The 22,919-nt window shown below is 64.1% G+C and carries 18 protein-coding genes; 9 read left to right on the forward strand and 9 right to left on the reverse strand.

Annotated elements, in window-relative coordinates; all coding sequences use genetic code 11:
* Nucleotides 1-239: 239 nt before the first annotated feature.
* On the forward strand, nucleotides 240-737 hold the full coding sequence (locus M2396_RS01870; protein ID WP_103437954.1) for a universal stress protein: 498 nt from the start codon (nucleotides 240-242) through the stop codon (nucleotides 735-737).
* A 127-nt stretch (nucleotides 738-864) separates the two neighbouring features.
* On the forward strand, nucleotides 865-1,839 hold the full coding sequence (gene cysB / locus M2396_RS01875; protein WP_259072511.1) for an HTH-type transcriptional regulator CysB: 975 nt from the start codon (nucleotides 865-867) through the stop codon (nucleotides 1,837-1,839).
* 48 nt (nucleotides 1,840-1,887) lie between these two features.
* Here cysB and M2396_RS01880 read toward each other — a convergent pair whose 3' ends face one another.
* The 5 genes from M2396_RS01880 to M2396_RS01900 form a co-directional block, all read right to left on the reverse strand.
* Nucleotides 1,888-2,622 carry a phosphoadenylyl-sulfate reductase gene (locus M2396_RS01880; protein ID WP_101321028.1) on the reverse strand — a complete coding sequence of 245 codons (735 nt, stop codon included), beginning with the start codon at nucleotides 2,620-2,622 and terminating at the stop codon, nucleotides 1,888-1,890.
* A gap of 100 nt (nucleotides 2,623-2,722) precedes the next feature.
* A complete protein-coding gene (gene pabB, locus M2396_RS01885; RefSeq protein ID WP_259072514.1) occupies nucleotides 2,723-4,066 on the reverse strand; it encodes an aminodeoxychorismate synthase component I in 1,344 nt (447 codons plus the stop codon).
* Nucleotides 4,067-4,198: 132 nt separating this feature from the next.
* Entirely contained in the window at nucleotides 4,199-5,182 is a 984-nt protein-coding gene (locus M2396_RS01890; RefSeq protein ID WP_101321026.1) for an alpha-L-glutamate ligase-like protein, read from the reverse strand.
* Nucleotides 5,182-6,717: an inactive transglutaminase family protein gene (locus M2396_RS01895; RefSeq protein WP_101321024.1), complete on the reverse strand. Its 1,536-nt coding sequence runs from the start codon at nucleotides 6,715-6,717 to the stop codon at nucleotides 5,182-5,184. Before M2396_RS01895 ends, M2396_RS01890 begins: the two co-directional genes overlap by 1 nt.
* A 5-nt stretch (nucleotides 6,718-6,722) precedes the next feature.
* Nucleotides 6,723-7,259 carry an ATP-dependent zinc protease gene (locus M2396_RS01900; RefSeq protein ID WP_101321022.1) on the reverse strand — a complete coding sequence of 179 codons (537 nt, stop codon included), beginning with the start codon at nucleotides 7,257-7,259 and terminating at the stop codon, nucleotides 6,723-6,725.
* 306 nt (nucleotides 7,260-7,565) lie between these two features.
* Between M2396_RS01900 and M2396_RS01905 the strand changes: the two genes are divergently transcribed.
* From M2396_RS01905 to prpD, 6 genes are all read left to right on the forward strand, one after another.
* Nucleotides 7,566-8,282, forward strand: a complete 717-nt coding sequence (locus M2396_RS01905) for a GntR family transcriptional regulator (protein WP_150573634.1) — start codon at nucleotides 7,566-7,568, stop codon at nucleotides 8,280-8,282.
* On the forward strand, nucleotides 8,279-9,169 hold the full coding sequence (gene prpB, locus M2396_RS01910) for a methylisocitrate lyase (protein ID WP_103437949.1): 891 nt from the start codon (nucleotides 8,279-8,281) through the stop codon (nucleotides 9,167-9,169). The genes M2396_RS01905 and prpB overlap by 4 nt, the downstream gene beginning before the upstream one ends.
* Nucleotides 9,170-9,235: 66 nt before the next feature.
* The gene (gene prpC, locus M2396_RS01915; protein ID WP_259072516.1) at nucleotides 9,236-10,363 is read left to right on the forward strand and encodes a 2-methylcitrate synthase; all 1,128 of its coding nucleotides are present in this window, start codon (nucleotides 9,236-9,238) and stop codon (nucleotides 10,361-10,363) included.
* Nucleotides 10,364-10,518: 155 nt separating this feature from the next.
* Nucleotides 10,519-13,107 carry a Fe/S-dependent 2-methylisocitrate dehydratase AcnD gene (gene acnD / locus M2396_RS01920; protein ID WP_150569850.1) on the forward strand — a complete coding sequence of 863 codons (2,589 nt, stop codon included), beginning with the start codon at nucleotides 10,519-10,521 and terminating at the stop codon, nucleotides 13,105-13,107.
* A 136-nt stretch (nucleotides 13,108-13,243) separates the two neighbouring features.
* Nucleotides 13,244-14,431, forward strand: coding sequence for a 2-methylaconitate cis-trans isomerase PrpF (gene prpF, locus M2396_RS01925; RefSeq protein ID WP_259072517.1), 1,188 nt, complete (start codon nucleotides 13,244-13,246; stop codon nucleotides 14,429-14,431).
* Between the two features lie 56 nt (nucleotides 14,432-14,487).
* Nucleotides 14,488-15,972 (forward strand): 2-methylcitrate dehydratase, encoded by a 1,485-nt coding sequence (gene prpD, locus M2396_RS01930; protein WP_259072518.1) that lies wholly within the window; start codon nucleotides 14,488-14,490, stop codon nucleotides 15,970-15,972.
* A gap of 142 nt (nucleotides 15,973-16,114) precedes the next feature.
* Here prpD and M2396_RS01935 read toward each other — a convergent pair whose 3' ends face one another.
* The 4 genes from M2396_RS01935 to araD1 form a co-directional block, all read right to left on the reverse strand.
* Nucleotides 16,115-17,701 (reverse strand): aldehyde dehydrogenase (NADP(+)), encoded by a 1,587-nt coding sequence (locus M2396_RS01935; RefSeq protein WP_259072519.1) that lies wholly within the window; start codon nucleotides 17,699-17,701, stop codon nucleotides 16,115-16,117.
* 29 nt (nucleotides 17,702-17,730) lie between these two features.
* Nucleotides 17,731-19,284 (reverse strand): UxaA family hydrolase, encoded by a 1,554-nt coding sequence (locus tag M2396_RS01940; protein ID WP_259072520.1) that lies wholly within the window; start codon nucleotides 19,282-19,284, stop codon nucleotides 17,731-17,733.
* Nucleotides 19,285-19,311: 27 nt separating this feature from the next.
* Nucleotides 19,312-20,631, reverse strand: a complete 1,320-nt coding sequence (locus M2396_RS01945; RefSeq protein WP_181087575.1) for an MFS transporter — start codon at nucleotides 20,629-20,631, stop codon at nucleotides 19,312-19,314.
* Between the two features lie 64 nt (nucleotides 20,632-20,695).
* Entirely contained in the window at nucleotides 20,696-21,694 is a 999-nt protein-coding gene (gene araD1 / locus M2396_RS01950; protein WP_259072521.1) for an AraD1 family protein, read from the reverse strand.
* A 110-nt stretch (nucleotides 21,695-21,804) separates the two neighbouring features.
* On the opposite strand from araD1, the gene M2396_RS01955 reads away from it, so the two are divergent.
* Nucleotides 21,805-22,722: a LysR family transcriptional regulator gene (locus M2396_RS01955; RefSeq protein WP_101321002.1), complete on the forward strand. Its 918-nt coding sequence runs from the start codon at nucleotides 21,805-21,807 to the stop codon at nucleotides 22,720-22,722.
* Nucleotides 22,723-22,919 lie beyond the last annotated feature (197 nt).

Genomic DNA, 22,919 nt, shown 5'->3' on the forward strand with positions numbered 1-22,919 from the left:
GCGGCCCAGCAGCAGATTGTTCGCAGCGGGGAGGCCGAACCTTAGCGCGTTACAGGGGGCGCGACAATGGGCTGAGCCCAGGTAATAAAGGGTGCGAGTGCAATCAGATGACAGCTGGTGCCACAAGATAGCGGCATGCGCGGGCAACTATGGCAGCGGCGTAGCTGGATGGCACGGCGTCCGGGCGCGGCGCTGCTAAGCTGAAGTTGCTCTGCCTTGGCGGCAGGGCAGGAGGCCGAATGATTCGTTCCATGCTGTACGCCACCGACCTTGGGGTTTATGCGCCGTTTGTCATGCAGCATGCCCTGGCGCTGGCGCGAACCTTCAATGCGCAGCTTTATGTGATTCATGCAGTCGAGCCGATGGGCCAGTTTGCCGAGTCGTTGCTACAGAGTTATCTGGATGAGCAAACCCTGGATCAGTTGCACAGTCAGGGCGTCAACACGGTCATGGCCAACATCGAGCAGAAGGTGCTGGCCAGTTTTCGTGAGGAGCTCGGCGAGGACGCCGACCTGGCGGTGATTCAAGCGGTAAGGGTGCGCCAGGGCGACCCTGCGCAGGTCATTCTCGAGCAGGCCCAGCGCTTGAGCGTTGACCTGCTGATCTTCGGCAGCCATACCCATGGGGCAGGGGTCGATGTGCCCATCGGGCGCACAGCGGTGCGGCTGTTGCAGTTGTCGTCGGTGCCGGTCTACATGGTGCCTCTGGCCCAGCATCTGGGGCGTAGGAAATTGTGAAATGCGGCGTAGGACATTTCCTGCTCATGTAACAAAATAGTTCTAGATTTATTACATTAGCCACTAATATAGTTATATATCGTCGCTGCCTGCTGCTGGTGACTTACCGCAGAACCGAGGGAAACCTATGAAGCTTCAACAACTGCGCTACATCTGGGAAGTGGCGCACCACGACCTCAACGTCTCCGCAACAGCGCAGAGCCTGTATACCTCGCAGCCGGGGATCAGCAAGCAAATCCGTCTGCTCGAGGATGAGTTGGGCGTCGAAGTTTTTGCACGCAGCGGCAAGCACCTGACCCGCGTTACTCCAGCCGGCGAGCGCATCATCAACACCGCTGGCGAGATCCTGCGCAAGGTTGAAAGCATCAAGCAGATCGCTCAGGAATTCTCCAACGAGAAAAAGGGCACGCTGTCGATCGCCACGACCCACACCCAGGCGCGTTACGCGCTCCCGCCGGTGATCAGCAGCTTCATCAAGCAATATCCGGATGTGTCCCTGCACATGCACCAGGGCTCGCCGATGCAGATCGCTGAAATGGCCGCTGACGGTACCGTCGATTTCGCCATCGCCACCGAGGCGCTGGAGCTGTTCGGCGATCTGATCATGATGCCTTGCTACAAGTGGAACCGCTGTGTGGTGGTGCCGCAGGGACATCCGCTGGCCAAGCTGCCGAAGCTGACCCTGGAAGCGGTTGCCGAATACCCGATCGTGACCTACGTGTTTGGATTCACTGGCCGCTCCAAGCTGGACGAGGCGTTCAACCATCGCGGCCTCACCCCGAAAGTGGTGTTCACCGCAGCCGATGCCGACGTGATCAAGACTTACGTGCGCCTGGGGTTGGGTGTGGGCATCGTGGCTGGCATGGCGGTCGATGCCAAGCTCGACTGCGACCTGGTGGCACTGGATGCCAGCGAGCTGTTCGAAGCCAGCGTGACCAAGATCGGTTTCCGCCGCGGGACCTTCCTGCGTGGCTTCATGTGCGACTTCATCGAGAAGTTTGCCCCGCACCTGACCCGTGAAGTAATGGCCAAGGCGATTCAGTGCCATAACAAGCAAGAGCTTGAAGAGCTGTTCAACGGGGTTGAGCTGCCGGTGCATTGATCTGCGCTATTAGGGGCTGCAAAGCAGCCCCGATCCAGGCGCCCTGCACTACGCCTTGGAAATGATATTCCCCGCGTGCAACCCACACTCCTTCTGCGTTGCCTCTTCCCACCACCAGCGGCCTTCGCGCTCATGCTGGTTGGGCAGTACCGGCCGTGTGCACGGCTCGCAACCAATGCTGATGAAGCCGCGCTCATGCAGGCTGTTGTACGGCAGCTCGAGCATGCGGATATAACCCCACACTTCTTCACTGCTCATCTGCGCCAGCGGATTGAACTTGTACAGGGTGTGCTCGGGCGTTGAAAACGCGGTGTCGATTTCCAGTGCGGCAACCTGGCTGCGGGTGCCAGGGCTCTGGTCGCGACGCTGGCCAGTGGCCCAGGCGCTGACTGTGGCCAGCTTGCGGCGCAGCGGTTCGATCTTGCGAATCCCGCAGCACTCGCCATGGCCGTCCTTGTAGAAACTGAACAGGCCTTTCTCTTTGACCAGCGGCTCGAGCTTGGCCCGGTCGGGGCTGAGGATTTCGATCGGCAGGTTGTACTGCTCGCGGACCTGATCGATAAAGCGGTAGGTCTCCGGGTGCAGCCGACCGGTATCCAGGCTGAACACCTTGACCTGCTTGTTGAGCTTCCAGGCCATGTCCACCAGCACCACGTCTTCGGCACCGCTGAAAGAGATCCACAGGTCATCGCCAAAGTGCTCGAAGGCGAGTTTGAGAATGTCCTGGGGGGACTTGCTGGCGTAACTGGCAGCCAGGGTGGCAACGTCGAAGGCTTGGCTCATCAGGCGGTTTCCATCGGGTTTATGGCGCTGTGCGCTCGTAGTCGGCAAATGGTAACAAAAATTGGCAGGACGGACCGCTTGTGATGCCCCGCGCCGCAGCTCAGAGCCTTTGCAGGGTCTGCAGCAATACCCGCACCTTGGCGATCGATTCTTCGTATTCCGCCTCCCAGTGCGAGTCTGCCACCACCGCGCCGCCGCCCCAGCAGCAGGCCTGACCATCCTTGATCAGCACGCTGCGAATGGCGATCGAGCTGTCCATTTCGCCGCGTACATCGATGTACAGCAGCGAGCCGCAGTACAGTGCGCGGCGGGTGGGTTCCAGTTCGTCGATGATCTGCATGGCGCGGATCTTCGGTGCGCCAGTGATCGAGCCGCCAGGGAAACTATCGCCGAGCAGGTCGAGCGAGTCCTTGCCTGCGGCCAGGCGGCCAGTGATGCTGCTGACCAGGTGGTGCACGTTGGGGTAGCTCTCCAGGCTGAACAGCTCGGGTACTTTGACCGTGCCGGTCTCGCAGGTGCGCCCCAGGTCGTTGCGCAGCAAGTCGACGATCATCAGATTCTCTGAGCGGTCCTTGCTGCTGGCAAGCAGCTCGGCGGCGTTGCGTGCGTCTACCGTCGGGTCGCTGGAGCGCGGCCGGGTGCCCTTGATCGGGCGGGTTTCCACTTCGCCCTGGCTCACTCGCACAAACCGTTCCGGCGAGAAGCTCAGCAGGGCACTGCCATCCGCCAACTGCTGGTAGCCAGAGAACGGCGTAGGGCAAGCCTTGCGCAGCGCTTGATAAGCGGCCCACGGGTCGCCCTGGCAGGGCGCACGAAAACGTTGGGTCAGGTTGATCTGGTAGCAGTCGCCGGCTTTGATGTACTGCTGCACGCGATCAAACGCCTGGCGATAGTCGTCGGGCTGCAGATCGCCGCGCATCGGCGCGAGCAGGCTGAACGTGCCGGGCGCAGCCTCGGCCGCGGTGCTGAACAGCGCGATCAGCCGCTGCTGCTCGCCTGGCGCAAGGCTTGGATGAAACACCAGTTGGCTGGTGCCCAGCAGGTGATCGCTGACCAAGGCCCAGGCGTACAAACCCAGTTGCGCGTCAGCCAGGCCGAGGTCGTCGCGAGCCTGGTTCGGTAGCTGCTCGAGGCGGCGGCCAAAATCATAGCTGAGGTAGCCGATCAGGCCGCCAGCGAAGGGCAGTTCGACGTCGTCCGGCAGCTCGGCGCGGCCTAGCCGGCTGAGGCTGGCGCGCAGCCGTTGCAGATACGCCCGGCCATCTTCATCGGCTTGGATTTGCAGCTGCTCGACTGGCCAGGCGCTGAGCAGATCGTAGCGGCCGCGCTCAGCACCGGGGCGGGCGCTGTCCAGCAGGATCGCGCCCGGCGCCTGGCGCAGGCGAGCGAACCACACGGCCGGGTCGGCCTGATAGGGCAGGGGGTGAAGCGTACAGGTCGGCATGCGAATGAACAGCGCTGAAAAAACGAGGAGGCGATTGTAGGCTGCTGATGCCGAGCGGCCTAGTCCCGGCTGCGACATCCGCAGCCTGGGTAGCGCAGTGGAGCTGCTCGCAGCCCCATGCGCAGGCACTACTCAGTTGTGCGAAGGGACGTGGCCAAACAAGCTTTGCGCAACCCGCACGCGCTGCTCGGCATCTTCGCTGATGCCGTCTTTGGCCAGCGCTTCGATATGCGCTTCGATGGCATGGGTACGCTGGGTCAGGCCGCAGTCGTTGGCGATCTGGATGTTCAGGCCGGGGCGGGCGTTGAGCTCGAGAATCAACGGCCCCTTGTCCTGATCCAGCACCATGTCGACGCCGATGTAACCCAGCCCGCACAGCTCGTAGCAGCCGGCGGCGAGCTTCATGAAACCGTCCCAGTTGGGCAGCTGCACACCGTCTACCGAGTTGGTGGTGTCCGGGTGCTTGCTGATGATGTTGTTCAGCCAGGTACCGCGCAGGGTAACGCCGGTGGCGAGGTCGACACCGACGCCGATGGCGCCCTGGTGCAGGTTGGCCTTGCCGCCCGACTGGCGGGTAGGCAGGCGCAGCATGGCCATCACCGGGTAGCCCATCAGGACGATGATGCGGATGTCAGGCACGCCCTCGTAACTGATGCTCTTGAAGATCTGGTCCGGCGTTACCCGGTACTCGATCAGCGCCCGGTCACGGTGGCCCCCAAGCGAGTACAAGCCAGTGAGGATGCTCGACACCTGGTGTTCGATTTCCTCGTGGCTCATGATCTTGCCCGACACTGTGCGGTAGCGGTCCTCGAAGCGGTCGGCGATGACCAGGATGCCGTCACCGCCCGCGCCCTGAGCGGGCTTGATGACGAAGTCGCTACGCCCGCCGATGATCTCGTGCAGCTTGTCGATCTGCTTTTCGGTCTCGATCACGCCATACATTTCCGGCACATGGATGCCGGCCGCGATGGCGCGTTCCTTGGTGATGATCTTGTCGTCGACGATCGGGTACAGGTTGCGCTTGTTGTACTTGAGGACGTAGTCCGCGTTGCGCCGATTGATACCCATGATGCCCCGGGCCTCCAGGGCTTTCCACGTCTTGATCAGTCCGAACATCAGGCGTCAGCCTTCTTCAGGAATGCCTTGAAGCGCACCAGCTCGGTCAGGCGGTAGCCGCGGTAGCGACCCATCGCCAGCATGAAGCCCACCAGAATCAACAGCACCGCAGGGAAGGTGAAGACGAAGTACACCAGCTCCGGCACCATCATCAGCAGGTGCGCCAGCGAGGCGGCGAACAGGGTGCCGATGGCAACTTTCATGGCATGGCCACCGCCACGTTCTTCCCAGGTGATCGACAGGCGTTCGATGGTCATGGTCAAAATCACCATCGGGAACAGCGCCACCGACAGGCCGCGCTCAAGGCCCAGCTTGTGGCTGAACAGGCTGATGGCAGCGATCAATACCACGACAAAGGTCAGCACCACCGACAGCCGCGGCAGCATCTGCAACTTGAGGTGCTCAAGGTATGAGCGCAACGACAGGCCCAGGGCGGTAATCACGGTAAACAGGATGATGCCGAAGCCCAGCTGAGTCTCGCGGAAGGCCAGGGCGATCAGCACCGGGGTAAAAGTACCCAGGGTCTGGAGGCCGATCAGGTTGCGCAGCACCAGGATCACCAGCACGCCAATCGGGATCATGACCATGATCATGAACGTCTGCTGGGTTTGCAGCGGCAGGCTGTACAGCGAGTATTCGAGGAAGTCGGCGTCGGTGTTCTCGTCGGTTAGCTTGGCCAGGCGGATGGCATTCATCTCGCTGTTGTTCATGCTGAAGGTGACGTTGGCCTTCTTGCCGCCATCGACGGTGATCAGGTTGTCATCGCCGGTCCACCACAGCAGGCGATCGCTGGGCAGGCCTTGCTCGCCGGTGTCCGGGTTGAAGTACAGCCAGTCGTTGCCGTTGAAGCTGCGCAGCCACAGTTCAGGCGATTGCGGGGTGTCGGCAATCAGGCGAATGGTGTGGACCTTTTCCATCGGTACGTGGGCGATGGACAGCAGCAGGTCGATGACCTTGGCCTTGTTCATGGCCGAGGTGTCGCCGGCCAACAGCAGCTTGACGTTGTCGTCGTTGAGGTTGTTGACCCGCTTGATGGTCTCGCCGACAAAGGTTTCGACGTCGGCCGAGTGCTGGCGAATCGGCGCCATCAACGCTTCGGCGGCAATCTTCTCAGGCCCCTCGACAGCTTTGCTGTCACGGAAGGTCGGACCTTTGATGGCGATCTTCTCGTTGCTGTAGCGCTTGGTCAGCACCAGGCGGTAGTACAGGGTCTGATTGCCATTGGCGCGGCGCGCCGACCAGGTCACCTTGCGGTTGCCATCGGCGCGGTTGACGCTGACGCCGTAGTTGTTGGAGATGAAGCTCTCGTTGAGGCTGACGTAATCGCGGCTCAGCGGCGGCACGAACATCTGCACCTTGACTGGATCCTTGGCACTGGCGACGAACTCGACCTTGGCGTCGATGTTCCACAAGTCGTCGGTTTCGTCTTCGGTCATCGGGATGCCGAGGAAGAAGATCTGATAGGCCGTGACCGCCACGCCCAGCAACACCAGCACGGTGATGAGGACTTTGAGGTGAAGGGTGAGAGAGCGCATCGGGATTACTCTGCTTTGGGAGCGTCGGTGGCACAGGCAGGTTTGCCGGCCGCGTATTTGAGGCTGGGGTCGACCAGCGCGTCGAAGTCTTTCAAGGCCTCGGAGCCGATCAGCAGCGGGAACTGGAACGTGCTGCGATCGGTAAGGTTGACTTCGATGGTGCGCAGGGCTCGGCCCATGCAAATGTTCAATTCGATAACCGGGCGGGCAGTGTAGGCCTTGCCTTCGTCGGCATTGTAATCACCGGCACGCCGCTTGATCTTGCTGACCCGGGCCAGTGGCCGCTCGATCGGGTGCGAGTGAGCGCTATCGATGGCCAGGTAGAAGCGCACCCAGCTCTCGCCGTTGCGCTTGAAACGCTTGATATCACGGGCACTCAGCGAGGCTGTCTTGGCGCCAGTATCGAGCTTGGCCGCAACCTCGAGGTCGAGGTCATTCAAGTGGGCGTACTCGTTCAGGCCGTAGACGGTCTTCTCGGCTGCGTGGCCGAAGGTCGGCAGCAGGGCAAGGCAGAACAACAATAGAACGGGTGTAAGTCTCATAAATCCTGGCGCGGTGCTGTGCTGGGTTCAGGGCAAGGCGACTGGCCAAGCATCCTTTTGATCTGTCGACACTTATACAAATGACTACACAAATGACATGCGACGACAGGCGGACTGTTGATGCCCCCTCAGGGAAGCGCGGCATTCTACCACGGCGACGTCTTGACGCCAGCGCGTCGCAATCTGACAGTGCTGGCGCGCTTTAAGTTCGCCGTTAGACGATTGTCGACAATATGCATTTTGGCTTTGACTATTCAAGTCGGTTTAGCTAGTTTTGTGGCTATTGAAGTTCAAGGTGTCGACAATATGCTGGACCTCAGCCAAGCCCCGCCGACCATAGTGGAAGAAAGCGAGACGCTTTCGGAAAACGTCTTCCGGCGTATCCAGGCTGCCATCGTCAAAGGCGAAATCGCCCCAGGCAGCAAGATCTCCGAGCCGGAGCTGGCGCGCACCTACGGCATCAGCCGGGGCCCATTGCGCGAGGCCATCCACCGCCTCGAAGGTCAGCGCTTGCTGGTGCGGGTGCCGCATGTTGGCGCTCGCGTGGTATCGCTGAGCCACGCCGAACTGATCGAACTGTACGAAATCCGCGAATCGCTCGAGGGCATGGCCTGTCGGCTGGCCGCCGAGCGCATGAGTGCGGCCGAGATCGACGAACTGCGCCGGGTGCTCGACACCCACGAGCGCGATGCCGCGTTCCAGGCCGGGGTGGGCTACTACCAGCAGGAAGGCGACTATGACTTCCACTACCGCATCATTCAGGGCAGCGGCAACCAGACCCTGGTGCAGATGCTCTGCGGCGAGCTGTACCAGCTGGTGCGCATGTACCGCATCCAGTTTTCCGCCACGCCTAACCGCCCGCATCAGGCTTTCGCCGAGCATCACCGCATCCTCGATGCGATTGCCGACCGCGACGGCGAGCTGGCCGAACTGCTGATGCGCCGCCATATCGGCGCCTCCAAACGCAATATCGCGCGCCACTATGAAGGCGCAGACAACAACAGCCCACGAGGTGAGTCATGACTGTGAAGAGCACGCCAGGCCAACGTTTCCGCGACGCGGTTGCCGCTGAACATCCTTTGCAGGTGGTCGGCGCGATCAACGCCAACCACGCGTTGCTGGCCAAACGCGCCGGGTTCAAGGCCATCTACCTGTCCGGTGGCGGCGTCGCCGCCGGCTCGCTTGGCCTGCCAGACCTGGGTATCACCGGTCTGGATGACGTGCTCACCGACGTGCGGCGCATCACCGACGTCTGCGACCTGCCGTTGCTGGTGGATGTCGACACCGGCTTTGGCGCTTCGGCATTCAACGTGGCGCGCACCGTGCGTTCGATGAACAAGTTCGGCGCCGCGGCCATTCATATCGAAGACCAGGTTGGGGCCAAGCGTTGCGGCCACCGGCCTAACAAGGAGATCGTCACCCAGCAGGAGATGGTCGACCGGATCAAGGCCGCCGTCGATGCGCGCCTGGACGACAGCTTCGTGATCATGGCGCGCACTGACGCGCTGGCAGTAGAGGGCCTCAACGCCGCGCTGGACCGCGCCGCCGCCTGTGTCGAGGCGGGGGCTGACATGATCTTCCCCGAGGCGATCACTGAACTGGCAATGTACAAGACCTTTGCCGAGCGCGTGCAGGCGCCGATCCTGGCCAACATCACCGAGTTCGGCGCTACCCCGCTGTACACCACCGAACAGCTGGCAGCGGTCGACGTGTCGCTGGTGCTGTACCCGCTGTCGGCGTTCCGCGCCATGAACAAAGCAGCGGAAAACGTCTACACCGCACTGCGCCGCGATGGCACTCAGCAAAACGTCATCGACACCATGCAGACTCGCATGGAGCTCTACGATGCCATCGGCTACCACGCCTTCGAGCAGAGCCTCGATGCGCTGTTTGCCCAGAAAAAAGGCTGACACTCAGTTAGCAGTCGCCCGGATTAGCCAGCAATTCCATAACAAGTTCAATAAAGGAGAAGCCCCATGGCCGAAGCAAAAGTACTCAGTGGCGCAGGCCTGCGTGGCCAGGTGGCCGGCCAAACCGCGCTGTCGACCGTTGGCCAGGCCGGTGCCGGCCTGACCTACCGTGGTTACGACGTGCGCGACCTGGCAAAGCATGCCGAATTTGAAGAGGTCGCCTACCTGCTGCTGTATGGCGAGCTGCCCAGCAAAGCCGAAGTCAACGACTACAAGCGCAAGCTCAAGGGCATGCGTGATCTGCCCCAGGCGCTCAAGGAGGTGCTTGAGCGCATTCCCCGTGATACCCACCCGATGGACGTCATGCGCACCGGCTGCTCGATGCTCGGCACGCTTGAGCCGGAGCTGACCTTCGACACCCAACAGGACAAGACCGATCGCCTGCTGGCGCTGTTCCCGGCGATCATGTGCTACTGGTACCGCTTCAGCCACCATGGCGTGCGCATCGACTGCAACAGCGATGAAGACACCCTCGGCGGGCACTTCCTGCAACTGCTCCACGGCAAGACCCCGAGCGAACTGCATGTGAAGGTGATGAACGTCTCGCTGATTCTGTACGCCGAGCATGAGTTCAACGCTTCGACCTTTACCGCCCGGGTCTGCGCCTCGACCTTGTCTGACCTGTATTCCTGCGTTACCGCGGCGATCGGCTCGCTGCGCGGCCCACTCCATGGCGGCGCCAACGAAGCGGCGATGGCCTTGATCGAGCGCTTCCAGAGCCCGCAGGAAGCGACCGCCGAGCTGCTGCAGATGCTCGAGCGCAAGGACAAGATCATGGGCTTTGGCCATGCGATCTACAAAGAGTCCGACCCGCGCAACGAGGTGATCAAGGGCTGGGCCAAACAGCTCGCTGATGAAGCCGGTGACACCGTGCTGTATCCGGTTTCCGAAGCGATCGACAAGACCATGTGGGAGCAGAAGAAGCTGTTCCCCAACGCCGACTTCTACCATGCCTCGGCGTATCACTTCATGGGCATTCCGACCGAGCTGTTCACGCCGATCTTCGTCTGCTCGCGGCTGACCGGCTGGGCGGCGCATGTGTTCGAGCAGCGTGCCAACAACCGGATCATTCGCCCGAGTGCGGAGTATGTCGGGGTCGAGCAGCGTGAGTATGTGCCGATAGAGCAGCGTTGAGGCTGCGGGTGTCGGGGGCTGCTCTGCAGCCCTATCGCGACACAAGGGCGCTCCTACAGTGGACTGCGGTGCTTTTGTAGGAGCGGCCTTGCGTCGCGAAAGGGGCGCTCAGCGCCCCCAGCTTTACCAACCAATACCGTGAGCCTGATAACTATATGAACAGCACCTTCCGCAAGGCCCTGCCAGGCTCCGGCCTGGACTATTTCGATGCCCGCGCAGCGGTCGAGGCGATCAAGCCCGGCGCCTACGCAGGTCTGCCGTACACCTCCCGCGTACTGGCCGAAAACCTGGTGCGCCGCTGTGATCCAGCCACCCTCAATGCCTCGCTGGAGCAGTTGATCGAACGCAAACGCGATCTCGACTTCCCCTGGTTCCCGGCGCGGGTGGTGTGCCACGACATTCTTGGCCAGACCGCCCTGGTCGACCTGGCAGGCCTGCGCGACGCGATCGCCGACAAGGGCGGCGACCCGGCCCAGGTCAACCCGGTAGTGCCCGTGCAACTGATCGTCGACCACTCCCTGGCCGTCGAGTGCGGTGGCTACGATCCGCAGGCTTTCGAGCGCAACCGCGCCATCGAAGACCGGCGCAACGAAGACCGCTTTCATTTCATCAACTGGACCAAGAAAGCCTTCAAGAACGTTGATGTGATCCAGCCCGGCAACGGCATCATGCACCAGATCAACCTGGAGAAGATGTCGCCGGTGATCCACAGCGAGCGCGGCGTAGCCTACCCGGACACCTGCGTCGGCACCGACAGCCACACCCCGCATGTCGATGCACTGGGCGTCATCGCCATTGGTGTGGGCGGCCTTGAAGCCGAGAACGTCATGCTCGGTCGCGCCTCGTGGATGCGCCTGCCGGAAATCGTCGGCGTCGAGCTGACCGGCCGCCTGCAGCCAAACATCACCGCCACCGACCTGGTTCTGGCCCTGACCGAGTTTCTGCGCAAGCAGAAGGTGGTCGGCGCCTATCTGGAGTTCTACGGTGAGGGCGCCCGCGCGCTGACCTTGGGCGACCGCGCCACCATCTCCAACATGGCTCCGGAATACGGTGCCACTGCGGCGATGTTCGCCATCGACCAGCAGACCATCGACTACCTGCGCCTGACCGGCCGCGAAGAGCAGCAGGTGCAACTGGTCGAGAACTACGCCAAAGTCGCCGGCCTCTGGGCCGACAGCCTGGTCGACGCGGTTTACGAGCGTGTCCTCAGCTTCGACCTGTCGAGCGTGGTGCGCAACATGGCCGGGCCATCCAACCCGCATGCCCGCGTGGCCACCAGCGAGCTTGCCGCCAAGGGCATCGCCGGGGCCTGGCAGGATGTGCCCGGGCAGATGCCGGACGGCGCCGTGATCATCGCTGCCATCACCAGCTGCACCAATACCAGCAACCCGCGCAACGTGATCGCCGCCGGCTTGATCGCCCGCAACGCCAACCGCCTTGGGCTGACCCGCAAGCCGTGGGTCAAGTCGTCGCTGGCGCCGGGTTCCAAGGCGGTCAAGCTGTACCTGCAGGAAGCCGGGCTCGAACATGAGCTGGAGCAACTGGGCTTTGGCATCGTCGCCTTCGCCTGCACCACCTGCAACGGCATGTCTGGCGCGCTCGATCCGGTTATCCAGCAGGAGATCATCGACCGCGACCTGTACGCCACCGCGGTGTTGTCGGGCAACCGCAACTTCGACGGGCGCATCCACCCGTACGCCAAGCAGGCGTTCCTCGCCTCGCCGCCGCTGGTGGTGGCCTACGCCATTGCCGGGACCATTCGCTTCGATATCGAGAAGGATGTGCTGGGTGTGGTCGACGGCAAGGAAATCCGCCTCAAGGACATCTGGCCCAGCGATGCCGAGATCGATGCCGTGGTCGGTGCAGCGGTCAAGCCCGAGCAGTTCCGCAGTGTGTACATCCCGATGTTCGCCATCGAAGAAGACACCGGGCCCAAGGTCCCGCCGCTGTACGACTGGCGCCCGATGAGCACCTACATTCGTCGGCCGCCGTACTGGGAAGGCGCCCTGGCCGGTGAGCGCAGCCTGCGCGGCATGCGCCCGCTGGCGGTGCTGCCGGACAACATCACCACCGATCACCTGTCGCCGTCGAATGCGATCATGCTCGACAGCGCCGCCGGTGAATACCTGGCGAAGATGGGCCTGCCCGAGGAAGACTTCAATTCCTACGCAACCCACCGCGGCGATCACCTGACTGCCCAGCGCGCCACCTTTGCCAACCCCAAGCTGTTCAACGAAATGGTGCGCAAGGCCGATGGCAGCGTGCAGCAGGGTTCGCTGGCGCGGCTTGAGCCGGAAGGGCAGGTGGTGCGCATGTGGGAAGCGATCGAAACCTACATGCAGCGCAAGCAGCCGCTGATCATCGTTGCCGGTGCGGATTACGGCCAAGGCTCGTCACGCGACTGGGCCGCCAAGGGCGTGCGCCTGGCCGGGGTCGAGGCGATCGTTGCCGAAGGCTTCGAGCGCATTCACCGCACCAATCTGGTCGGTATGGGGGTGTTGCCGCTGGAGTTCCAGGCCGGCACCGACCGCAACACCCTCGGCCTCGATGGCAGCGAAAGCTACGACGTGCTCGGCCGGCGCACCCCGCGGGCGACCCTCACCCTGGTGGTCACCCGCCGCAACGGCGAGCGCCTCGAGGTACCGGTGACCTGCCGCCTGGATACCGCCGAAGAGGTTTCCATCTACGAAGCGGGCGGGGTGCTGCAGCGCTTCGCCCAGGATTTCCTCGAAGCTACCGCCTGAGTACCGGGGCCGCTGTGCGGCCCTTCGCGGGTGAACCCGCTCCCACAGGGTTTGCGCGGTGCCTTAGGGAGCGGGTTCACCCGCGAAGGGGCGCGCAGCGGCCCCGGCTAGACCGCAGAATTCATAGGACTCAATCATGACCTACGCACCGCAGATCAAAATCCCCGCCACCTACTTGCGTGGTGGTACCAGCAAAGGCGTGTTTTTCTCCCTGCAAGATTTGCCGGAGCGCGCTCGCCAGCCCGGGCCTGCCCGGGACGCGCTGATCCTGCGCGTGATTGGCAGCCCCGACCCATACGGCAAGCAGACCGACGGCATGGGCGGCGGCACGTCCAGTACCAGCAAGGCGGTGATCGTCTCGACCACTACCAAGCCTGAGCACGACGTTGACTACCTGTTCGGCCAGGTCGCCATCGACAAGGCGTTTGTCGACTGGAGTGGCAACTGCGGTAACCTCTCGGCAGCGGTCGGCGCGTTCGCTATCAGCAGCGGCTTGGTCGACCCAGCGCGCATCCCGCACAACGGCACTGCCACGGTGCGTATCTGGCAGGCCAACATCAGCAAGACCATCATTGCCCACGTGCCGATCAGCAACGGCGAAGTGCAGGAGACCGGTGACTTCGAGCTGGACGGGGTGACGTTCCCTGCTGCCGAAGTGCAACTGGAGTTCGTCGAGCCGGCCGCCGATGATGAAGGCGGTGGTGCGATGTTCCCCACCGGTAACCTGGTTGATGACCTGGAAGTGCCAGGGGTTGGCACGTTCAAGGCGACTCTGATCAACGCCGGCATCCCGACCATTTTCCTCAATGCGCAAGACCTCGGTTACAGCGGCACCGAATTGCAGGATGCGATCAATGCTGACCCGCAAGCGCTGGCGCGCTTCGAGACCATTCGCGCCTATGGCGCACTGCGCATGGGCTTGATCAGCAACCTCGAGCAGGCCCGCGAACGTCAGCACACGCCCAAGGTGGCCTTCGTCGCGGCACCGGCTGCTTATGCTGCGTCCAGTGGCAAAGCGGTCGCGGCGGCAGATATCGACCTGCTGGTGCGCGCGTTGTCGATGGGCAAACTGCACCACGCCATGATGGGTACTGCAGCAGTCGCCATCGGCACCGCAGCCGCTATCCCCGGTACGCTGGTCAACCTGGCTGCAGGCGGTGGTGAACGCACTGCGGTGTGCTTTGGGCATCCGTCCGGGACCTTGCGCGTCGGTGCTGAGGCGCGCCAGGTAGACGGCCAGTGGACCGTGACCAAGGCCATTATGAGCCGCAGCGCTCGCGTGTTGATGGAAGGCTGGGTGCGAGTGCCCGGCGACGCCTCCTAGCACGCGTGTGGTGCTCGACTTTTCGTTCGACCCTCTGCCACAGGAAGTCATGAAAGATGAGTGCCAACGTTGACCTGAACGACCGCCCGGACTACGACCGGGTGCTGCAGACCATCGCCGACTATGTGCTCGACTACCAGGTCGGCTCGGCGGAGGCCCTCGACACTGCGCGCAGCTGCCTGATCGACACCTTGGGCTGCGGCTTGCTGGCGCTGCGTTTTCCCGAGTGCTGCAAGCACCTCGGGCCGCTGGTCGACGGGACCGTGGTGCCGCATGGCGCGCGGGTGCCCGGGACCTCGTACCGGCTGGACCCGGTCAAGGCGGCCTGGGACATCGGCTGCATCGTGCGCTGGCTGGACTACAACGACACCTGGCTGGCCGCCGAGTGGGGCCATCCGTCGGACAACCTCGGCGGCATCCTGGCGGTGGCCGACCATCTCTCGCAGCGCCGGGTGGCCAGCGGTGAGCCGCCGTTGAGCATGCGCGACGTGCTCGAAGCGATGGTCATGGCCCATGAGATCCAGGGCGTACTCGCCCTGGAAAACTCATTCAACCGGGTCGGCCTGGACCATGTCCTGCTGGTCAAGGTCGCTTCGACTGCCGTGTGCGCCAAGCTGATGGGGGCCAACCGCGAGCAGATGCTCTCGGCGCTGTCCCACGCCTTCGTCGACGGCCAGGCGTTGCGCACCTATCGCCACGCGCCCAACGCCGGCTCGCGCAAGTCGTGGGCCGCGGGCGACGCGTCGAGTCGCGGCGTGCGCCTGGCCGATATCGCCCTGCGCGGCGAGATGGGCATTCCCGGTGTGCTCACGGCGCCGCAGTGGGGCTTCTATGATGTGCTGTTCAGCCACACCAACAAGGACCTCGCGCTCAAGCCGCCTGCCCAGCGCAGCTTCAGCCTGCCGCAGGCGTTGGGCAGCTATGTGATGGAAAACGTCCTGTTCAAGATCAGCTTCCCTGCCGAGTTTCACGCACAGACTGCCTGCGAGGCGGCGGTGACGCTGCACCCGAAGGTGCGTAACCGCCTGCACGAAATCGAGCGCATCGTCATCACCACGCACGAGTCGGCGATCCGCATCATCTCCAAGGTCGGCCCACTGGCCAACGCCGCCGACCGCGATCACTGCCTGCAGTACATGACGGCGGTGCCGTTGATCTTCGGCAACCTGGTGGCCGAGCACTATGAAGACAGCTTCCACGCCGCCCACCCGACCATCGACCGTCTGCGCGAGAAGATGGAAATCGTCGAAGAGCCGCGGTTCAGCCGCGAGTACCTCGAGGCCGACAAGCGCTCGATTGCCAATGCGCTGCAGGTGTTCTTCAACGATGGCAGCAGCACCGAGCAGGTGACCGTGGAATATCCGATTGGTCATCGGCGCCGGCGTGCCGAGGGGATTCCGTTGCTGGAAGAGAAGTTCAAGGCCAACCTCGCCACGCGCTTTGCCGGGCAGCGCTGTGCCGAGATCTTCGAGCTGTGCAAGGCCCAGGCGCGCCTGGAGGCGACGCCGGTGCACACGTTCGTTGAGCTGTTGGTGATCTGAGGGGAGCGCCGCACAGGTGTGGCGCCAGTGTCGGCCTCTTCGCGGGACAAGCCCGCTCCCACAGGTATTGCGCCGTTCGCAAGATCAGCGCGGTACCTGTGGGAGCGGGCTTGTCCCGCGAAGAGGCCCGACCTGCCTGACCTCAGCGAACAATCACCGCCCGACTCTGTCGACCCTCGATCAACCGTGAAATCCCCAGCGGATTGCCATCCTGCAGCGCCGGCGGCAACAGCGCATCCGGGTAGTTCTGGAAACACACCGGCCGCAGGAAGCGGTCGATCGCCAGGCTGCCGACCGAGGTCCCTCGCGCATCCGAGGTCGCCGGGTAAGGCCCGCCATGCACCATCGCGTCACACACCTCGACCCCGGTCGGGTAGCCATTGAGCAACACCCGTCCAACCTTGTCCTGCAGCAACTGACTCAGCCAGGCGTAGTCCGGCAGCTCCACAGCTTCGCCGATCAAGGTGGCCGTCAGTTGCCCGCGCAACGCCTGCACGGCAGCGGCCAGCTGCGCCTGGTCGGCGACTTCGATGACCAGCGTGGCTGGGCCGAACACCTCTTCCTGCAACAGCCTGTCGCCCCCCAGCAGCAGGCCGACGTCCGCCTGGAACAGCTGCGGCTGCGCCTGCCGTGGGCCTTGCGCCGCGCCCGCCAGGTGACGGATGCCCGGGTGCTTGTGCAACTGCTCGAGCCCCTGGCGATAACTGGCCAGCGTGCCCAGGTTGAGCATGGTCTGCGCCGGCTGCTCGGCCATCTGCGCCTTGAACAGCGCGATGAAGTCGGCGAACGCCGCCGAGCGTATGCCGATGATCAAGCCAGGATTGGTACAGAACTGCCCGCAGCCCAGCGTCACCGACGCCGCCAGCTCGCGCGCCAGGCTTTCGCCACGCGCCTGCAGCGCCGCGGGCAGCAGGATCACCGGGTTGATGCTGGACATCTCGGCAAACACCGGGATCGGCTGCGCGCGCTCGGCGGCAATCCGGCTCAGGGCCTCGCCGCCCTTGAGCGAACCGGTGAAGCCGACCGCCTGAATCGCCGGGTGCTTGACCAGCCACTCACCGACCCCGCCGCCGTAGACCATGTTGAACACCCCGGCCGGCATGCCGCTGCGCTCGGCGGCGCGCAGGATGGCGTCGGCGACCGCTTCCGCGGTGGCCATGTGGCCACTGTGCGCCTTGAACACCACCGGGCAGCCGGCGGCCAGGGCCGAGGCGGTGTCGCCGCCGGCGGTGGAGAAGGCGAGGGGGAAGTTGCTGGCGCCGAACACCGCCACCGGACCCACGCCGATCCGGTACTGGCGCAGGTCGGGCCGCGGCAGCGGATGGCGCTCGGGCAGCGCGGGGTCGATGCGTGCGGCATAGAAATCACCCCGGCGCAGCACCTGGGCGAACAGGCGTAGCTGGCCGCTGGTGCGGGCGCGCTCGCCCTGGATACGGCCGCTGGGCAGGGCGGTCTCGCGGCACACGGTGGCGATGAAGTCATCGCCCAGCGCGTCGAGCTCGTCGGCAATCGCCTCGAGAAACGCCGCGCGTCGCTCGGCGGGCAGGTTGCGGTACGCCGGGAAGGCGGCCGACGCGGCGTTGCCGGCGGCGTCGACTTCGGCCTGCGTGGCCTGGCTGAAGACGCCCGGTAAGGGTTCGCCGGTGCTGGCGTCGAGGCTCTCGAGCAGCGTGTCGCCTTGCGCCGAGCGCAGGCCGCCGATGTAGTTGTGACCGAGGATGCAGGTCATGCGGGCTCCTGTAATGACAAGACTGGGAATCAGGTAATGGCGCCGATCTGCCACGGCACGAACTCGTTCTGGCCGTAGCCATGCTGTTCGCTCTTGCTGCGCTCGCCCGAGGCGATGCTCAGCATCATGCGGTAGATGTATTCGCCACGTTCTTCGATGGTCATGCTGCCGTCGGCGATGCCGCCGCAGTTGACGTCCATGTCCTCTTCCTGGGTTTGCCACAGGCGGGTGTTGGTCGCCAGCTTGATCGACGGGGAGGGCGCGCAGCCGTAGGCCGAGCCGCGGCCGGTGGTGAAGGCGATCAGGTTGGCGCCGCCGGCGACCTGGCCGGTGGCGGAGATCGGGTCATAGCCGGGCGTGTCCATGAACACCAGGCCGTGGGCGCGTACCGGCTCGGCATACTCGTAGACATCCACCAGGTCGCTGGAACCGGCCTTGGCCACGGCGCCGAGGGACTTCTCGAGGATGGTGGTCAGGCCACCGGCCTTGTTGCCCGCCGACGGGTTGTTGTTCAGTTCGGCGCCCATCCGCTGGCAATACGCCTCCCACCACTGGATCCGGGCAATCAGCTTTTCGCCGACCTGCTGGCTCACCGCACGGCGGGTCAGCAGGTGTTCGGCACCGTAGATCTCCGGGGTTTCCGACAAGATCGCAGTGCCGCCGGCGGCGACCAGGCGGTCTACCGCATTGCCCAGCGCCGGGTTGGCGGTGATCCCCGAATAACCGTCCGAGCCACCGCACTGCAGGCCCACGGTGAGGTGGCGAACGCTGACCGGCTGGCGCTCGACCTGGTTGGCTTCGGCCAGCAACGACTTGACCTGGGCAATGCCGCTGGCAATGGTCTTCGAGGTGCCGCCGGTGCCCTGGATGGTAAAGGTGCGCAGCGCATGGCTGCTCTCCAGGCCCTGGGCGGCGAGCAGGTCGGGAATCTGGTTGGTTTCGCAGCCCAGGCCGATCAGCAGCACCGAGGCGAAGTTGGCGTGCACGGCGTAGCCGCCGAGGGTGCGGCGCAACATCGCCAGCGCTTCGCCACCGGGATCGACCGCGCAGCCGACCCCGTGGGTCAGGGCGACCACGCCGTCGACATTGGGGTAGGGCGCCAGGGCGTCGGGGTGGATGTCGCGGCGGAAGTGGTCGGCGATCGCCCGCGCCACCGTGGCCGAACAGTTCACCGAAGTCAGGATGCCGATGTAGTTGCGTGTGGCAACCCGGCCATCGCTGCGCACGATGCCCATGAAGGTGTCGTCGGTCGGCGCCTGCCGACCTTTGGCGTCGACACCGAAGGCATAGTCGCGGGCAAAGTCGCCCATCGCCAGGTTGTGCACGTGAACATGCTCGCCAGCGGCGATCGCCTGGCTGGCGAAGCCGATGATCTGCCCATAGCGCCGCAGCGGCTGGCCGGTGACCAGGGCGCGCGCGGCCAGCTTGTGGCCCGCCGGGATCGGCTCGCGCACGGTGATCCCTTCATCCAGCAAAAGGCCTTCGGGCAGCGGCTGGCGGGCGACCAGCACATCGTCCAGGGGGTTGAGTCGGATCACGGCGTTGGCAGCGCTTGCACTGCCTGTTGTTGTAATGAGTTGCATGACAATCACCTCAATGGGGCGCGTGGCTCAGGCCAGCCCGCGCTCGCGATAGTCGATCAGGCCGGAGAACAGCATCAGGCCGAAGGCCATGACCACGAAGAAGATCAGGGCCAGGAAGTAGGAACCGGTGAACTGCACGATCAGGCCGATCAGGATCGGCACCAGCACGCCGACCATGTTGCCGCAGAAGTTCATGCTGCCGCCGAGCACGCCGGCCTTGGACTTGCCGCCGAGAATCGCCGGCAGGCACCAGTACATGCCGCACCAGCGGATGAAGAACAGCGCCACGCAGAGCAGTGCGATGACCAGGCCGGCGTCCGGGGTGTAGGCCACCAGCAGGATGCACAGCGCGGCGACCGCAGCGGAGCCGGCGAACATGCTGCGCATGACGGTGTTGGGCTGGCCGCCCTTGGCCTTCCATTTGTCGGAGATCCAGCCGCCGATCAGCTCGCCGACGAAACCGCACATGAAGATCAGGAAGGTCGCCCCGCCCATGGCCTTGATGTCGAGGTTGTGGGCCTGGTGCAGGTAGCTCGGCATCCAGGTCAGCAGGCCATAGAACACGCTGTTGTAGCAGGCGTAGCCGGCGAACATGCACAGCACCGAACGGCTTTTGAGCAGCTCCTTGAGCACCGCCTTGCGGTTGCCGTTGGCCTTGCTCGCGGCATCGTTGGCCTGGGTGATGTAGGCCAGCTCGGCGGCGTTCACCTGCGGGTGTTCGCTGGGGTGGTTGCGGATGTACCACCAGGCCCAGAGGCCTGCGGCCACGGTGCCGACGCCGGCGATGATGAAGGCGATGCGCCAGGAGTCGAACCAGGTGATCAGCCCGGCGATGATGATCGCGCCAAAGGCGGTGCCCAGCGGCGCGCCGCCGTCCACCAGGGTGGCGCCGCGGCCGCGCTCGTTGGGGGTCAGCCAGGCGCCGTTGAGCTTGGCGCCGGCGGGCATGATCGGCGACTCGGCGACGCCCAGGCCGATGCGGGTGACCAGCAGGGTGATCCAGTTGTGGGCGAAGCCGCCAAGGGCCTGGAAGGCGCCCCAGCCGATGGTCGCGACGCCAATGATGTTGCGCACCTGGAAGCGGTCGAGCAGCACCCCGGCAGGGATCTGCATCAAGGCGTACGACCAGAAGAACGCGCTGAGGATCAGGCCTTCGAGCGCCGGAGTCAGTTCGAACTCGGCGGAAATCAACGGCAGCGCCACCGACAGCGAGGCGCGGTCGATGTAGTTGATCGCGGCCAGCAACAGCAGGATCAGGAAGATCCGCCAGCGCACGGTGGTCGGCTTGGCGCTGTCGGCGGTAGCCAGGGCGGGCGCGGGGGCCGCCGGGTAAGGGCTGTTGTTCATGCTCATCTCACTCTTGTGATTGTTATGAAATGCCGCGGCGGCGCGGCCCTGCGCCGCCGTCGGGTCAGAGCGTGGTCACCGCTCCGGGTGAGATGGCCGCCGGCGCCAGGGCAATGCCATTGCGCAGCGGCGCGCCGAACTCGGCCAGGCTGATCTCGAACACATCGCCTTCGCCGGCCTTGATCTGATCGGCGAACGACAGGGTCGCGGTGCCGAAGAAGTGGATGTGGACATCGCCCGGACGGAGGAACTGGACGTATTTGAAATGGTGGTACTCGAGGTTCTCCAGCGAGTGGCACATGTTGTCCTGGCCACTGAGAAAGTCCTTTTCCCAGATCACCTGGTCGCCCCGGCGGATCCGGCTGGTGCCCTGCAGGTGGCGCGGCAGCTCGCCCACGCGCAGTTCCGGCCCATACGAGCAGTTGCGCAGCTTGGAATGGGCCAGGTAGAGGTAATTGCGCCGCTCCATCACATGGTCGGAAAACTCGTTGCCGATGGCAAAGCCCAGCCGGTAGGGCTGGCCATCATCGCCGATCACATAGAGCCCGGCCAGCTCCGGCTCTTCACCGGCGTCCTCGGCGAACGCCGGGGTCTGCAAGGCCTGGCCCGGACGTACTACGCACGAGCCATCGCCCTTGTAGAACCATTCCGGCTGCGCGCCTGCGCTGCCGGCGGCGGGACGGCCGCCATCGATGCCCCATTGGAACATCCGCGCGGTGTCGGTGAGGGCGGCGCTGTCGTCGACTTTCTGCTGGTGCATCTTGTCGCGGGTCGAGGCGCTGCCCAGGTGGGTCAGGCCGGTGCCGCTGACCAGGCAGTGGGCCGGATCTTCGTGGTCCAGCGGTGGCAATACCCGGCATTCGGCGAGGGCTTGGCTGTAGCGCTGGTCGCTGCTGTCCAGGCCGCGCTCGAGCACTTCGGCGGTGAGGCTGCGCTGGTTGCGGATGGCGGCCAAGGCCAGTTCACGCAGGTGGGTGGTGTCACGCACGACCTGGATCAGGTCGCCTTCGACCACGCCGACGTGGCGCTGGGCGGGTGCGGTTTCGAATTGGATCAGGCGCATGCTGGCTCCGGTTTGTTGTTGTGGGGAAGCACGTGCGGCCACTTTAAATTTGCGCGGCGTTGCTGCCTAATGAGAGCTGTTGACCCCGTGATAACTTTTAGTGATCCCCTATGCTGCCACCTTTGAGTTCCATGGCGTCGCGCCTGCGCTTGCGCCAGCTACGCCTGCTGATCAGCCTTGACGAGCTGGGCTCGATCCACAAGGCGGCCGAGGCCATGTCGATTACCCAGCCGGGGGCGACCAAGGCCCTCAACGAGATCGAATCGACCCTGGGCGCGGTGCTCTTCGAGCGCACCAGCAAGGGCCTGCAGGCGAATGACCTGGGGCGTTGCGTGGTGCGTTATGCGCGCTTGATCGGCAACGACCTGGCGCACCTGCGTGAAGAGATGCTGGGAATTCTCCAGGGCCATGGCGGGCGGTTGTCGGTTGGCACGATCATGGGGGCGGTGCCGATTCTGGTGGAGGGCCTGGCGCGTTTGCGCGAAAGCCAGCCGGACCTGTCGGTGGCGGTGGTCGAGGACACCAGTGACCGCTTGTTGACCCTGCTCGATCAGGGCCGACTAGATGTGGTGATCTGCCGGACCAGTGTCAGCCCGCGCCCGGCGGCGTACCACAGCCGGGTCAAGCACCAGGAGCAGCTGGTGCTGGTGGCCAACCCGGCGCATCCGCTGGCGGCCAGCGCTTCGTTGAACCTGGCACAGCTGGCCGATTCGCGGTGGGTGGTGTTCCCGGTGAACATGCCGATGCGCCTGACCCTGGAGCGTGAGTTTCGCGAGGCGGGGTTGAGCTTTCCGCAGTATCCGATCGAAACGTCTTCGACCTTCACCACGTTGTCGATGCTGTTGCAGGATCCGGGCTTGCTGGCGGTGATGCCGTGGGATGTGGCCAAGGTCGCGCTGGATCACGGGATGCTGGTGAGGCTGCCATTGCAATTGCAGTCACGCAGTGAGCCGTACGAGGTCGTGACGCGGCAGGGGGTGGAGTTGAGTGCGCCAGCGCAGGTGCTGGTCGAAATCCTGATGGAGTAGCTTGTCGGCGCGCTCATCGATCATACAACCCAGACACTCCCCGACCCTGTGGGAGCGGGCTTGCCCCGCGAAGAGGCCGGCCGAGTCGACGGAATCGACCGTTAGGCTGAAAATTGTTGGCTCTGCTGGCGCCGCCGGTTACGCAATGAATGATCCCTCCATCAACAACCCAAAAAAAACCCGGCATTTCTGCCGGG

Origin of the sequence: Pseudomonas sp. BIGb0278 (assembly GCF_024809895.1) — a bacterium.
GTDB classification, from domain to species: Bacteria; Pseudomonadota; Gammaproteobacteria; order Pseudomonadales; family Pseudomonadaceae; genus Aquipseudomonas; species Aquipseudomonas shirazensis.

Bases quoted from the DNA above. Each gene is read 5' to 3' on its own strand.
- prpF (WP_259072517.1), top strand. From the start codon at position 13,244: ATGACCTACGCACCGCAGATCAAAATCCCCGCCACCTACTTGCGTGGT.
- araD1 (WP_259072521.1), bottom strand. From the start codon at position 21,694: ATGCGCCTGATCCAATTCGAAACCGCACCCGCCCAGCGCCACGTCGGC.
- M2396_RS01880 (WP_101321028.1), bottom strand. From the start codon at position 2,622: ATGAGCCAAGCCTTCGACGTTGCCACCCTGGCTGCCAGTTACGCCAGC.
- acnD (WP_150569850.1), top strand. From the start codon at position 10,519: ATGAACAGCACCTTCCGCAAGGCCCTGCCAGGCTCCGGCCTGGACTAT.
- M2396_RS01870 (WP_103437954.1), top strand. From the start codon at position 240: ATGATTCGTTCCATGCTGTACGCCACCGACCTTGGGGTTTATGCGCCG.
- prpB (WP_103437949.1), top strand. From the start codon at position 8,279: ATGACTGTGAAGAGCACGCCAGGCCAACGTTTCCGCGACGCGGTTGCC.
- pabB (WP_259072514.1), bottom strand. From the start codon at position 4,066: ATGCCGACCTGTACGCTTCACCCCCTGCCCTATCAGGCCGACCCGGCC.
- M2396_RS01895 (WP_101321024.1), bottom strand. From the start codon at position 6,717: ATGCGCTCTCTCACCCTTCACCTCAAAGTCCTCATCACCGTGCTGGTG.
- prpD (WP_259072518.1), top strand. From the start codon at position 14,488: ATGAGTGCCAACGTTGACCTGAACGACCGCCCGGACTACGACCGGGTG.
- M2396_RS01940 (WP_259072520.1), bottom strand. From the start codon at position 19,284: ATGCAACTCATTACAACAACAGGCAGTGCAAGCGCTGCCAACGCCGTG.
- M2396_RS01890 (WP_101321026.1), bottom strand. From the start codon at position 5,182: ATGTTCGGACTGATCAAGACGTGGAAAGCCCTGGAGGCCCGGGGCATC.
- M2396_RS01900 (WP_101321022.1), bottom strand. From the start codon at position 7,259: ATGAGACTTACACCCGTTCTATTGTTGTTCTGCCTTGCCCTGCTGCCG.
- M2396_RS01935 (WP_259072519.1), bottom strand. From the start codon at position 17,701: ATGACCTGCATCCTCGGTCACAACTACATCGGCGGCCTGCGCTCGGCG.
- M2396_RS01955 (WP_101321002.1), top strand. From the start codon at position 21,805: ATGCTGCCACCTTTGAGTTCCATGGCGTCGCGCCTGCGCTTGCGCCAG.
- M2396_RS01905 (WP_150573634.1), top strand. From the start codon at position 7,566: ATGCTGGACCTCAGCCAAGCCCCGCCGACCATAGTGGAAGAAAGCGAG.
- cysB (WP_259072511.1), top strand. From the start codon at position 865: ATGAAGCTTCAACAACTGCGCTACATCTGGGAAGTGGCGCACCACGAC.
- prpC (WP_259072516.1), top strand. From the start codon at position 9,236: ATGGCCGAAGCAAAAGTACTCAGTGGCGCAGGCCTGCGTGGCCAGGTG.
- M2396_RS01945 (WP_181087575.1), bottom strand. From the start codon at position 20,631: ATGAACAACAGCCCTTACCCGGCGGCCCCCGCGCCCGCCCTGGCTACC.